Here is a 12,490-nt window from a genome sequence, read left to right as displayed (position 1 = left end):
AAGGCCCGGGGAAACAGGAATTCCCCGGGCCTTTTTTGTTTCTGAATTGTGCGGTAATCGAACAATTTATTTTGTGCGATATGAGCACAATTCATTCCGCAGATTTCGTCAGCGAAAATCGTTTGATCTATTTGCCAGTGAATGCAGCATTCAGGGCAATTTCAACCATTTGTGCAAACGATTTCTCACGTTGTTCCGAGGGCAGGGACTCGCCAGTTTTCAGATGGTCGGAAACTGTCAAAATGGCAAGTGCGCGGCGATCGTATCGCGCGGCGAGGGTATATAGTTCGGCCGCTTCCATTTCCACGGCCAAGATACCGTGCCGTACCATTTGCTCGTTCAGGTCGGGGCGTTCGTCATAGAAGGTATCGGACGAATAAATGCCGCCGACGTGTACCGGCGATCCCGACCCTTCGGCAGCATTGGCAGCCGCGCGCAGAAGGCTCCAATCGGCGCAGGGAGCGTAATCGAATTCGCGGAAGATGGATCGTGACGGAGACCCCATCGTACTGGCCGTCATTGCGATAACGATGTCACGTACTTTCACATGATCCTGCATACCGCCGCATGACCCGATCCGGATCAACGTTTGCGCATCGAAATCACGGATCAGCTCGTTTGCATAGATCGACAGAGAGGGCATTCCCATGCCGCTTCCCTGAATTGTCACCCGGTGACCCTGCCAGGTGCCTGTAAAGCCCAGCATACCCCGTGTTTCGTTGACCAGCCGGACATCGTCCAGAAAGGTCTCTGCGGCCCATTTTGCGCGATAGGGATCGCCGGGCAACAGAACCGTTTCGGCTATGTCACCCGGCTTGGCGCCGATGTGGATGGTCATCCGGCCCGATCAGATCTCGAGTTGCTTGAGATCTGTTCCCTTGGCCATTTCGTCGTGAAACCATTGCGGCTTCCGGCCAAGGCCTGTCCATGTCTGCGTGTGATCGGACGGGTTACGAAATTTCGGAGCTGACCGGGCCCGCCGCGATTTGCCGCGTTTTCCGCTCGCCGCAGCGGCGAGTTCGTCCAGCGAATAGCCGAATTTTGCCGCCGCTTCCTCTGCAGCTTGAAGCGCTTGTTGTCGCTCGCGCTTCTCGGCTGCTTTCAGTTCGTTGTCGATATCGTCCCGAAGTTTGAGAAGTTCCTTGTGGGACATTTCCTGGAGGTTAACGGTCATCTGTCATAGTTCCTATTTACGGAGCTGACGCCAATTAGCGACAATTCGGTGTAATAGAAATCAGTACCGGATAATCCGGTTCTTGGCACGAAGTTTTTGGTAAAGCTACTCGGCAGCCGCTAACGAAGGATTAATTATCGTTACCACGTCTTTCATGATGGCGTTCAATTCAAAGTCCTTGGGGGTGTACACCCGGGCCACTCCCATAGCTTTCAACTGCTTTGCGTCCTCATCGGGAATAATCCCTCCCACCAGCACCGGAACATCTGTCAGCCCGGCGGATTTCAGCCGATCCATGACATCCTGAACCAATGGCAGATGGCTGCCCGACAAGATCGACAGGCCAATCACATGCGCCTTTTCGGAAATGGCAGCCTCGACGATTTCTTCGGGCGTCATGCGAATGCCGTCATAGCTGATGTCCATTCCGCAATCCCGGGCGCGGACGGCAATTTGCTCGGCGCCGTTGGAATGCCCATCAAGGCCGGGCTTGCCGACAAGGAATTTCAACCGCCGGCCCAGCTTGTCGCTGACCGCATCGACGGCGGCGCGCAAATCCTCCAGCCCCTCGGTCTTGTTCGAGGGCGACGCCGAAACACCAGTTGGCCCGCGATAAGTGCCATAGACCTGGCGCATCTCCTCGGCCCATTCGCCGGTGGTCACACCAGCCTTGGCCGCCGCGATCGACGGCTCCATGACGTTCTGTCCCTTCTGTGCCGCCTCACGCAGGCGTGCCAGCGCGGCGGTTACGGCGGCGTCGTCACGGGTGCGGCGCCAGTCGTCCAGCCGGGCGATCTGTTCCTGTTCTGTCGCCGGATCAACAACCATGATCCCGCCATCTGCGCTCATCAGGGGCGAGGGTTCGGTCGTGGTGAATTTGTTCACGCCCACCACGGTGGTTTCTCCCGCCTCGATCCGGTTCAGCCGTTCGGCGTTGGAGTCCACCAGACGCGATTTCATGTAGTCGATGGCGGCAATCGCGCCGCCCATGCTGTCAAGGTTCGCCAGTTCGGCGCGGGCACCATCCTTCAGTTGTTCAACCTTGGCATCCACGGCTGGGTTGTTGTCGAACAGGTCGCCATATTCCAGCAGGTCGGTTTCATAGGCGAGGATTTGCTGCATCCGCATCGACCATTGCTGGTCCCACGGGCGGGGCAGGCCAAGCGCCTCGTTCCAGGCGGGCAGTTGCACCGCCCGCGCCCGCGCCTTTTTGGACAGGGTAACCGCCAGCATTTCAATCAGGATGCGATATACGTTGTTTTCCGGCTGCTGTTCGGTCAGCCCAAGCGAGTTGACTTGAACCCCATAGCGGAAACGCCGCAGCTTCGGGTTTTCCACCCCATAGCGGCTTTCCAGAATCTCGTCCCACAGATCGACAAAGGCGCGCATCTTGCACATCTCGGTGACGAACCGGATGCCGGCGTTCACGAAGAACGAAATCCGCCCGCAGACGGTGTCAAAATCCTCGGCCGGGATGCGCGGCTTCAACTCGTCCAGCACGGCGATGGCAGTGGCCAGCGCAAAGGCCAGTTCCTGCTCCGGCGTCGCGCCGGCTTCTTGCAGGTGGTAGGAACACACATTCATCGGGTTCCACTTGGGCACGTTCTTGTAACAGTATTCGGCCACGTCGCCGATCATCTTCAGGCTGGGCTTGGGCGGGCAGATATAGGTGCCGCGGCTCAGGTATTCCTTGATCAGGTCGTTCTGCACCGTACCTTGCAGCTTCGATACGTCCGCGCCCTGTTCCTCGGCCACAGCGATATAAAGCGCCAGCAACCAGGGCGCTGTCGCGTTGATCGTCATCGAGGTGTTCATCTGTTCCAGCGGGATCTGGTCGAACAGGGTGCGCATGTCGCCCAGATGGGCGACGGGCACGCCCACTTTGCCCACCTCGCCGCGCGCCAGCACATGGTCGCTGTCATAACCCGTCTGGGTGGGCAGGTCGAAAGCCACCGACAGCCCGGTCTGGCCCTTGGCAAGGTTGCCGCGATACAGCTCGTTCGAGGCTTTCGCGGTCGAGTGGCCGGCATAGGTGCGGATCAGCCAGGGGCGGTCTTTTTCGGTCTGCGACATACGAGCCTCTCGGAATCAAGGGTGCGAAATATTGTTACGTACAGGGCCTGATACTTGAAAGATTGTGCCTCTGTCAATTCGCTGCGGCGCGGCATCAAGCGGGGGTATGATACCGGATTTTCTGCATGTGCGAAATGAATCCGTGTCAAAGGGGCCGGGTTTTGGCAGAGTCGCCGGTATTGCAAGCCTTTGACCGGTGACATTCTTTGCGTCACAAGCGGTATCATGTTTCAAACGGTTTCCGTTCCGGTCTGGTTGTTGGCGCTGATCCTGCTGTTCGCGGCGATCACCTTTGCCTCGCATTTCCTGTTTCCCTCGGTGCGATGGTTCTTTCGTCGCAGGCTGGAACGGGCGGTGGCCCGGCTGAACACGCGCCTTGAAAGGCCAATCCAGCCGTTCAAGCTGGCACGCCGCTATGACACGATTCAGCGGCTGGTTTACGACACTGACGTGCTGCGCGCGGTGAAAGAACATGCCCAGGCCGAGGGGATGCCCGAAAACGTGGCCGCCGAGTTGGCCCGCAGGTACGCGCGGGAAATCGTGCCATCCTTTTCGGCCTCGGCCTATTTCGGATTCGCCATCCGGGCAGCGCGGTTCCTGTCGAATGCTCTGTATGATGTACGGATCGGCCAGCCCTTGGCGCAGACTCAGGCGGTGATCCCCCGCGATGCAACGGTGGTTTACGTGATGAACCACCGCTCGAACATGGATTACGTGCTGGTCACCTACCTGGCGGCAAGGCAATCGGCGCTGTCCTACGCAGTAGGGGAATGGGCGCAGGTCTGGCCGCTGAGTTCGCTGATCCGCGCGATGGGGGCCTATTTCATACGCCGCAAATCACGCAACGAACTCTATCGCCGGGTGCTGGCGCGTTACGTCCAGATGGCGACCGAGGCCGGGGTGACTCAGGCCATGTTCCCCGAAGGTGGATTGTCGCGCACCGGGGCCCTGATGCCGCCAAAGCTGGGTCTGTTGAAATACATCGTGGATGGTGCGCGCAATTCCGGGCGCGAGGTCGTGTTCGTGCCGGTGGCACTGAACTATGACCGCGTGCTGGAAGATCGCGCGCTGGTGGCGGCGGCCAATGATCCCGGCCATCGGTTCAACGCGGGCCTTGGCGTGGTGGCCCGTAATGCGCTGCGCCTGCTGTGGCTACGTTTGACGGGGCGTTATCGTCGTTTCGGTTTCGCGGCCGTCAGCTTTGGCGCGCCGGTGTCGCTGAAGGCGTTTGACCCGAAAGACGCCGAAGATGAAACGCAAGCTCTGGCCGACCGGCTGATGCAGCATATCGCTGCGATCGTTCCGGTTCTGGCCGTACCATTGGTGGCGCGGGTGATCTTGGCGCACGCGCCGCTGACCCGCGTTGAAATTGAATTGAAGCTGGGCGATTTGATGGAAGCCTTGCCAGAGGCCACTCAACACTTGCCGCGCGACAGTCGTGCGGTCGCGGCCGAAACAGCCATCGCGCAGTTCCTTGCACGGGGCATCGTGAGTGATGTGGATGATTCCGTCCGTGTCGTGCCGGGGCAGGGGCCGCTCCTCGAGTTCTACGCCAACTCGATCCAACACCTTATTACGGAGGGGGGAGATCATTCTGCATGCGCAAAGTAATTTTCTGCACCTGCTGGGTCATAAAGTTACAAAAAACGTCGCCATACTATTGCAATATTTCTTAACGCCTCTTATCCCATCTTGAGTGACGCCGTGATTCTGCGTTGCGGCAACTGTTTACCCAGGAGGCTTGCATGGCTTTGGATACGCATTCGGACATCGCGCCCTACGACGCGCCCCAGAAAGACCTGTACGAGATGGGCGAAATGCCTCCGCTGGGGTATGTACCGAAACAAATGTACGCCTGGGCCATTCGCCGCGAACGCCACGGCGAACCCGATACTGCAATGGTGCAGGAAGTCGTGGACGTGCCGACGCTGGACAGCCACGAGGTGCTTGTTCTGGTGATGGCGGCGGGCGTCAACTATAACGGCGTCTGGGCCGCGCTTGGTAAACCGATCAGCCCGTTCGACGGCCATGGCGAACCCTATCACATCGCGGGCTCGGATGCCTCGGGCATCGTCTGGGCCGTGGGCGACAAGGTGAAGCGCTGGAAAGTCGGCGACGAGGTCGTGATCCACTGCAACCAGGACGATGGCGACGACGAAGAATGCAACGGCGGCGATCCGATGTATTCGCCCAGCCAGCGGATCTGGGGTTATGAGACGCCTGACGGGTCGTTTGCGCAGTTCACCAACGTGCAGGCACAGCAGCTGATGCCGCGCCCCAAGCACCTGACCTGGGAAGAATCAGCCTGCTACACGCTGACGCTGGCCACCGCCTACCGAATGCTGTTCGGCCACGAACCGCATGACCTGAAACCAGGGCAGAACGTCCTGGTCTGGGGCGCCTCGGGCGGGCTTGGATCTTACGCGATCCAGCTGATCAATACGGCCGGTGCCAATGCCATCGGCGTTATCTCCGATGAATCCAAGCGCCAGTTCGTTCTGGATATTGGCGCTAAAGGCGTGATTAACCGAAAAGATTTCAATTGCTGGGGACAATTGCCCACGGTAAATACCCCGGAATACGCCGAATGGTTTAAAGAAGCGCGCAAATTCGGCAAGGCGATCTGGGACATCACCGGCAAAGGCGTGAATGTCGACATGGTGTTCGAGCACCCGGGCGAGGCGACCTTTCCAGTCTCGACTTTCGTTGTGAAAAAAGGCGGCATGGTCGTGATCTGTGCCGGCACCTCGGGGTTCAACCTGACATTCGACGTGCGCTATATGTGGATGCATCAAAAACGCCTGCAGGGCAGCCATTTCGCGCATCTGAAGCAGGCCAGCGCCGCAAACAAGCTGATGCTTGAGCGGCGGCTTGATCCGTGCATGTCCGAAGTCTTCACATGGGCCGACCTGCCTCAGGCGCATATGAAGATGCTGCGCAATGAACATAAACCCGGGAATATGTCGGTTCTGGTTCAGGCGCCAAAGACAGGGTTGCGGACTTTGGAAGAGGTTTTGGACGCCAAATCCTGAGAATTCATATATCAGTCTTTAAGGCGCCCGCGAATCGGTACCGTGACTCGCGGGCGTCGCGCTGTTTTTGGCCCGCTTGTTACGAATCAAGGCGTTGGAAAATGTCACCCCGCTATTTTGGGGGAGGAAAAACCAGCGAATTCCCTAATGAGATGGGCCGTGATACAGTTTTGTTAATTCGTTGTTAACCTCTATGAAGCGAGTCTTGTCATGCAGAACGAATGGATTCTGGACGTACTGGCTGATCTTAAAACATTTGCCTTAGCCAATGACCTCGGGCGGCTGGCCGAGCAGTTGAATGATACTCAACTTATCGCCGCCACCGAAATTGCGTCCAAATCGCTGGAAACGCGGACGGGTATGAATGGCAACGACGATAGATCTGGACCGGTTTCTAGCGCAACTGGACGCCACCAGAGAGCGTGATGACCTACAGAAGGTTATCGTCGATCTGCGCAACCTACTGGGTGTAGATCATGTCATTTATCACTGGGTAGACAGTACTGGCGATCAGTACGGCTGCGGAACCTATTCAAAGAAATGGGTCGCCCACTACCTTGAGAAGAAGTATCTGCGCGTCGATCCGGTCATCATCGGGTGTTTCCAGCGGTTCCACCCGGTGGACTGGAAGCGGCTTGACTGGTCCTCGAAACCCGCGCGCGAGTTCCTTGCGGATGCGCTGGTGCATGGCGTCGGGAACCAGGGGTATTCCGTGCCGATCCGGGGGCCGGCGGGGCAGTTTGCACTGTTCACGGCCAGCCACAATTCGGATGACGACACCTGGGAAAAGATAATTTCTTACATCGGCCGGGATCTGATTTTGATAGCGCATTTCATCAACCGCAAGGCGCTGAGCTTCGAACCCCGCCGCGCCGGGGATGCCTCTTTGACGCTGTCGCCGCGTGAAATCGATGCGATGACGTTGCTGGCCGTGGGGTACAGCCGCGCGCAGGTGGCCGAGACATTGTCGATCTCTGAACATACCTTGCGGGTGTATATCGAAAGCGCGCGGTTCAAGCTGGGGGCGCAGAACACGACCCACGCGGTGGCCCGCGCGATAGGGTGCGGGCTGATCGTGGTGTGACGCCGCGCGGGTAAACCCACCGCGCGGTGCACTTACCGCTGTTTTCCGACACAGCAGCTATCCCTGGTGGCATCACGCCACCAAGGGGAGAATTTTCATGCTGCGATATCTTTACGCCTCCGAGCTTGACGCCCATCCCGTGCTGCGCCGCGGCATGTTCACCGATCGCGCCGACCAGTTTCGCAATCGTCTTGGCTGGGATGTCAGTGTCGATGCCCAGGGCGAAGAGCGGGATCAATACGATGCTTTGAACCCTCTCTACGTGATCTGGGAACAGCCCGACGGAAGCCACGGCGGGTCGATGCGGTTTCTGCCGACCACCGGTTCGGTCATGGTGAACGAGGTGTTTGGGCACCTGCTGACCGATGGCCCGATTTCAAGCCCGCTTATCTGGGAATGCACCCGGTTCTGTCTGGCGCGCGGTGCGGGCTCGGGCGTTGCTGCCGCGCTGATGCTGGGCGGGGGCGAGATCATGAAAGGCTTTGGCATCGCGCATTTCGCCGCGGTCTTCGACTATCGGATGGAACGCGTCTATCGCGCCATCGGTGCCTCGCCCGAGGTTCTGGGCTCGGAAAACACCGGCCGCCACCGGATCAGCGTGGGATTGTGGAGCTTTTCCGCTTCGGCCCGGGCGCGGGTCGCGCTGAGGGCGGGTGTGTCGCCGACCTTGTCACGGCATTGGTTCGAACGGGCCTTTGGCCGCCGTGGCGCTGGTGGGCGCCGGCTGTCGGCCTGAGGCGCTTCCGCTCTGGTGAAGGGCGCGGCGCGCGGGTAGGGTCGCGCCATGAATTTGCCCGCTGTTACCTTCTCTGACGATCAGGCCGCCGCATTCGATGCCGTTGCCGACATGCTGCGCGATGCCGGCGTGAACCTTGACGACAGCCTGCTGTTGCCGCCGCAGGGCAAGGACCAGGGCACCATGGCCGTTCTGGGCAAGGCCGGGTCGGGCAAGACACTTCTGCTGGCACATCTGTACCACGCGCTGGAACAGGCCGGGGTCGACGTGGTGTCGGGCGATTACGAGGGCCGCAAGCGCAAGGACCGGCGCACGCTCGCCATCCTGGCGCCCACGAACAAGGCGGCCAGTGTTCTGCGCCTGCGCGGCGTGCCGGCGACGACCATCCACCGCATCCTGTATACGCCAGTCTACGACCCCGAATACGAACGCCTTGCCGAATGGCTGGCTGGTGAGGGCGAGCAGCCCGAGATCGAGGGGCTGACCGAACAGGCGCTGGCGCGCGCGGCGGCGTTTTATGCCAACAACAAATCGATTCCCGGCGCGCTGGCCGCCGCCGGTTTGCGCGGGTCCGATTTCATCTCTGGTTGGAAACGCCGGGACGAACCGCTGGACATCGGATTTGTCGACGAAGCCTCGATGCTGGACGCGCGCCAGTTCGACGACCTGCGCGAAATTTTCCCGACGCTTCTGCTGTTCGGCGATCCGGCCCAGCTGGCGCCGGTGAACCAGTCCGGCTCGATGGTGTTCGACGGGCTGGCGAAGAACCGCAAGCTGGAACTCAGCCGCGTGCACCGACAGCACGCCGACAACCCCATCCTGGATCTGGCCCATGCGCTGGCCGATCCCGAACTGACCTTCGAGGCCTTCGAGCGCATGATCGAGGCCGCCGCTGCCAAGGATGATCGCGTGCAATGGGGCCAGCGGGTCGAGGTGGATCTGATGGCGCGCTCACCCGTTTTGGTCTGGCGCAATGCCACGCGGATCCGGCTGATCAACGCCTTCCGCAAGGTCCACGGTGCGCCCGAGGATGCGTTGCTGGAGGGCGAGCCGCTGATTTGCGACGGGATCGAGCTGCCACTGAAGCACCGCAAGAAACGGCTGGATCTTGAGGCGCGCGGGCTGATCAAGGGCGCGCAGGTGATCTATCTGGGGGCAGGGCGCAAGCCGGGGTTCTCGCGCCTGCATGTGATGGGGGCGGAACAGCCGCAGGTGAACGCCGCCTCGATCGTCCAGATCGAAAAGCCCGACGAGGAAGAACCGTTCATCCCCTATGCCGCGCGCATGGGGGCGACGTTCCTGCACGGCGCTGCCTGCACCATTCACAAGGCGCAGGGCTCGCAATGGGACACGGTGCAGGTGTTCGCGCCCGATCTTTATGCCGCCGCGCGGGCGGGCCGGGTCGAGGCGGGGCAGCCGCTGTGGAAACGGCTGGCCTATGTCGCCATCACCCGCGCGCAGAACCGGCTGATCTGGGTGGTGCGCAACCGGCTGTCGAAACCGTCCGAACCGCTGGGCGTGTCCGATCTGCGCGCGCCAGCCGCCGAGTTGAAGCTTGAGATGGAAGAGGAATTCGACGGGCTGTAGCCCCTAGCGGCGCAGCATCGCAAAGGCGGCCGAGGCCAGCCAGCCCGCCAGCGCCGCAATCGCCAGCGACATCAGCCCGTAAAGCATCGCCTGTTCCTGCGCCAGCGTATATAGCCACCGCTCCAGCCCCACCTTGCGCACGTCAATCGTGGTTTCGTGCTTGGACACCACGCGCCCCTCGCGCGTCAGGAAGGTGCGGATGGTATAATCGCCCTCGACCAGATTGGCGGGCAGCTTGACGGAGGTGCGAAACAGCGTCTGTTCAGCCAATACCACCTTTCCTTCGCTTTCCTGATACAGGTCGTCATTGCGTCGGATACGGATCAACGCATTGGTAAAGTTGCGCGAATCCCGGATCGTGTCGGGCGCGCCGACCGACCGGATCGCCCGGTCGATGCTGATCTTGTGGCGCAGGTCCTCGACATTGCTCAGAACCTCGCGGATCGGCCCGGTGCTGGCGACGACGTAAAAGCTGGGTGCCAGGTCGACCTCGACCGCGTCGGTGTTCACCCAGATGCCGAATTCGCGCGACTTGCGGCGCACCAGCACCGGGGCCGAAGGCCCGGCAACGGTGATGACCACGCCCAGCGGCACCTCGGCAATCGGGGCCTCGCGCTTGACTGCGCCGAAGATAAGGATATCGGACCCGTCAAAGCTGGTGGTGATGGCGACCCGGTCGCGCGACAGGCCCAGAACGACCTCTTCCGCCTGGACAAGGCAGGGCAGCAGCAGGAAGATCAGCAACCAACGCATCATCATTACCGTGCCACGCTGGTCAGCGAGTAGAGCTCGCCGGGTTGCAGCAGCAGTTCCAGCGCCAGCTTGCCACAGACCAGCAGAACCAGCGTCGCCAGCAGGATGCGCAGCTGCTCCGCTTTCAGCCGCAGCCCGATCTGAGTGCCCAACTGCGCTCCGATCACGCCGCCCACCAGCAGCAGGATCGCCAGCACCACGTCAACAGTCTGGTTCGTCACCGCATGCGCCATTGTGGTGAAGGCTGTGACAAAGATGATCTGGAACAGCGAGGTGCCAATCACCACCTTCGTCGGCATCCCCAGCAGGTAGATCATCGCCGGCACCATGATGAACCCGCCACCCACGCCCATCACGGCCGACAGCACGCCCACGAACAGCCCGACCAGCACCGGCGGAATGACCGAGATATAGAGCCCCGATGTCCGGAACCGCATCTTGAACGGAAACTTGTGGATCAGCCCGCTGTGGTCACGCCGTTTGACCGTGGGGCGGCCCTGCGTGGCGGCGCGTTTGGCACGGCGTGCAGCGTTGATGCCCTCGACAAACATCAGCGCGCCGACAATGCCAAGGAAAACGACATAGCACAGCCGCACCAGCAGATCGACCTGACCGATGCTTTTCAGATAGTTGAAGATGAAAACGCCGAGCAGTGAGCCGATCAGACCGCCCGTCAGCAGGATCGACCCCATCTTCAGATCGACGGTGCGCCTTCGGAAATGTGCCAGAACCGCAGACACCGACGATGCCACGATCTGGTTGGCCGAAGTCGCCACGGCGACCGCCGGAGGGATGCCCACAAAGAACAGCAGGGGGGTAATCAGGAACCCGCCGCCAACGCCAAACATGCCCGACAGAATGCCCACCAGTCCGCCGAGGCCAAGCAGCAGGAACGCGTTGACGGACACCTCGGCAATGGGAAGGTATATCTGCATGATCATTCCTAAACCGCGCCTGACCGGCAAATCAATGCTGCATCGCAACAATTTGCCGTGGCGTATGGGGCCGGGGTGTCAGCGTTCCTTGACGTAGGGTTCTCCACCCGCGCGTGGTGGGGTGGCCTTGCCGACCAGCCCGGCCAGAATCACCACCACAAGGATATAGGGCAGCGCGTCCATGACCTGCACCGGGATCGTGAAATCGCCCAGCCGCACGGCCTGATAGCGCAGCGCGATGGCTTGCAGGAACCCGAACAATACGCAGGCAAACATCGCGTGCCAAGGCCGCCACTTGGCAAAAATCAGCGCCGCCAGCGCGATATAGCCGCGCCCGGCGGTCATTTCCTTGACGAACCCGGCCTGCAAGGCGGTGGCCAGATAGGCCCCCGCGATTCCGCACAGCACACCGCAGATCGCCACGGCGGCAAAACGCAGTCCAACAACCGAAACGCCCGCCGTATCGACGGCGGCCGGGTTTTCCCCGACCGCGCGCAGGCGTAGGCCAAAGCGCGTGCGATACAGCACCCACCACGACGCCGGCACCGCAAGGAACGCCAGATAGACCAGCACGGAATGGCCCGACAGAAGCTCGGAATACACCTGCTGCACCGGCCCGGCATCGGCGATCAACTGCGATACGGTGCTGCCCGCGGCCTCGGCATCCGATGGGCCGATGGCAAAGGGAAACTCCAGCCCCTCGAACCGCGCGCCCCCCATCAGGGACGGCGTGCGCCCACCCTGGCTGAACCAATCCTGCGCGATCAGAACGGTGATCCCCGACGCCAGGAAATTGATCGCGACGCCCGAAATCAGCTGGTTGCCGCGAAAGGTGATAGAGGCAAGACCATGTAGCGCCGACAGCACCAGCGAAGCCAGCGTGCCTGCCGCAAGGCCCAGCCAGACCGACCCGGTTACCGCCGCAACCGCCGCCGAGAAGAAGGCGGCGGCCAGCATCTTGCCTTCGAGTCCGATATCGAAAATCCCGGCCCGCTCGGAAAACAACCCCGCAAGGCAGGCCAGCAGCAGCGGCGTCGACAGCCGGATTGTCGAATCGAGGACTTGAACGATGGTCAGGAAATCCATGGCGACCTTTCTGCCGTGGCAAGTGTCCGG

General features: G+C 60.8%; 11 protein-coding genes. 5 read left to right on the top strand and 6 right to left on the bottom strand.

The genetic code is table 11. The features are described from left to right. Positions 1–127 precede the first annotated feature (127 nt). From deoD to FGK64_RS04315, 3 genes are all read right to left on the bottom strand, one after another. On the bottom strand, positions 128–838 hold the full coding sequence (gene deoD / locus FGK64_RS04325) for a purine-nucleoside phosphorylase (protein WP_138862541.1): 711 nt from the start codon (positions 836–838) through the stop codon (positions 128–130). Positions 839–847: 9 nt separating this feature from the next. After that, complete coding sequence (locus FGK64_RS04320; protein WP_138862540.1) at positions 848–1,174, bottom strand: H-NS histone family protein; 327 nt, start codon at positions 1,172–1,174, stop codon at positions 848–850. Positions 1,175–1,279: 105 nt separating this feature from the next. After that, the gene (locus tag FGK64_RS04315) at positions 1,280–3,247 is read right to left on the bottom strand and encodes a protein meaA (RefSeq protein WP_138862539.1); all 1,968 of its coding nucleotides are present in this window, start codon (positions 3,245–3,247) and stop codon (positions 1,280–1,282) included. 225 nt (positions 3,248–3,472) lie between these two features. Here FGK64_RS04315 and FGK64_RS04310 point away from each other — a divergent pair, with 225 nt between their 5' ends. The 5 genes from FGK64_RS04310 (at position 3,473) to FGK64_RS04285 (ending at position 9,686) form a co-directional block, all read left to right on the top strand. Further along, positions 3,473–4,858: a 1-acyl-sn-glycerol-3-phosphate acyltransferase gene (locus FGK64_RS04310; protein ID WP_138862538.1), complete on the top strand. Its 1,386-nt coding sequence runs from the start codon at positions 3,473–3,475 to the stop codon at positions 4,856–4,858. A gap of 134 nt (positions 4,859–4,992) precedes the next feature. Beyond that, positions 4,993–6,279: a crotonyl-CoA carboxylase/reductase gene (gene ccrA, locus FGK64_RS04305; RefSeq protein WP_138862537.1), complete on the top strand. Its 1,287-nt coding sequence runs from the start codon at positions 4,993–4,995 to the stop codon at positions 6,277–6,279. A 364-nt stretch (positions 6,280–6,643) separates the two neighbouring features. Next, positions 6,644–7,363: a helix-turn-helix transcriptional regulator gene (locus tag FGK64_RS04295; protein ID WP_138862535.1), complete on the top strand. Its 720-nt coding sequence runs from the start codon at positions 6,644–6,646 to the stop codon at positions 7,361–7,363. A gap of 97 nt (positions 7,364–7,460) precedes the next feature. Continuing rightward, positions 7,461–8,099: an acyl-homoserine-lactone synthase gene (locus FGK64_RS04290; protein ID WP_138862534.1), complete on the top strand. Its 639-nt coding sequence runs from the start codon at positions 7,461–7,463 to the stop codon at positions 8,097–8,099. Between the two features lie 48 nt (positions 8,100–8,147). Continuing rightward, positions 8,148–9,686 carry an AAA family ATPase gene (locus FGK64_RS04285; RefSeq protein ID WP_138862533.1) on the top strand — a complete coding sequence of 513 codons (1,539 nt, stop codon included), beginning with the start codon at positions 8,148–8,150 and terminating at the stop codon, positions 9,684–9,686. 3 nt (positions 9,687–9,689) lie between these two features. Here the strand turns inward: FGK64_RS04285 and FGK64_RS04280 are convergent, their stop codons facing one another. The 3 genes from FGK64_RS04280 to FGK64_RS04270 all read right to left on the bottom strand — a co-directional run bounded on the left by FGK64_RS04280 (position 9,690) and on the right by FGK64_RS04270 (position 12,460). Next, complete coding sequence (locus FGK64_RS04280) at positions 9,690–10,445, bottom strand: TIGR02186 family protein (protein WP_425456594.1); 756 nt, start codon at positions 10,443–10,445, stop codon at positions 9,690–9,692. Beyond that, positions 10,445–11,374, bottom strand: a complete 930-nt coding sequence (locus tag FGK64_RS04275; protein WP_138862532.1) for a sulfite exporter TauE/SafE family protein — start codon at positions 11,372–11,374, stop codon at positions 10,445–10,447. The genes FGK64_RS04280 and FGK64_RS04275 overlap by 1 nt, the downstream gene beginning before the upstream one ends. Positions 11,375–11,452: 78 nt before the next feature. Further along, entirely contained in the window at positions 11,453–12,460 is a 1,008-nt protein-coding gene (locus FGK64_RS04270; protein WP_138862531.1) for an ABC transporter permease, read from the bottom strand. Between the last annotated feature and the right edge of the window lie 30 nt (positions 12,461–12,490).

Origin of the sequence: Arenibacterium halophilum, from assembly GCF_005938225.1 — a bacterium.
GTDB lineage: Bacteria > Pseudomonadota > Alphaproteobacteria > Rhodobacterales > Rhodobacteraceae > Arenibacterium > Arenibacterium halophilum.
The sequence above is the reverse complement of the archived record's forward strand: the minus strand, read 5'-3'. Positions and strand labels throughout refer to the sequence as shown.

Bases quoted from the DNA above. Each gene is read 5' to 3' on its own strand.
- FGK64_RS04285 (WP_138862533.1), top strand. From the start codon at position 8,148: ATGAATTTGCCCGCTGTTACCTTCTCTGACGATCAGGCCGCCGCATTC.
- FGK64_RS04320 (WP_138862540.1), bottom strand. From the start codon at position 1,174: ATGACCGTTAACCTCCAGGAAATGTCCCACAAGGAACTTCTCAAACTT.
- FGK64_RS04270 (WP_138862531.1), bottom strand. From the start codon at position 12,460: ATGGATTTCCTGACCATCGTTCAAGTCCTCGATTCGACAATCCGGCTG.
- FGK64_RS04310 (WP_138862538.1), top strand. From the start codon at position 3,473: ATGTTTCAAACGGTTTCCGTTCCGGTCTGGTTGTTGGCGCTGATCCTG.
- FGK64_RS04275 (WP_138862532.1), bottom strand. From the start codon at position 11,374: ATGCAGATATACCTTCCCATTGCCGAGGTGTCCGTCAACGCGTTCCTG.
- FGK64_RS04290 (WP_138862534.1), top strand. From the start codon at position 7,461: ATGCTGCGATATCTTTACGCCTCCGAGCTTGACGCCCATCCCGTGCTG.
- FGK64_RS04295 (WP_138862535.1), top strand. From the start codon at position 6,644: ATGGCAACGACGATAGATCTGGACCGGTTTCTAGCGCAACTGGACGCC.
- FGK64_RS04280 (WP_425456594.1), bottom strand. From the start codon at position 10,445: ATGATGATGCGTTGGTTGCTGATCTTCCTGCTGCTGCCCTGCCTTGTC.
- deoD (WP_138862541.1), bottom strand. From the start codon at position 838: ATGACCATCCACATCGGCGCCAAGCCGGGTGACATAGCCGAAACGGTT.
- ccrA (WP_138862537.1), top strand. From the start codon at position 4,993: ATGGCTTTGGATACGCATTCGGACATCGCGCCCTACGACGCGCCCCAG.
- FGK64_RS04315 (WP_138862539.1), bottom strand. From the start codon at position 3,247: ATGTCGCAGACCGAAAAAGACCGCCCCTGGCTGATCCGCACCTATGCC.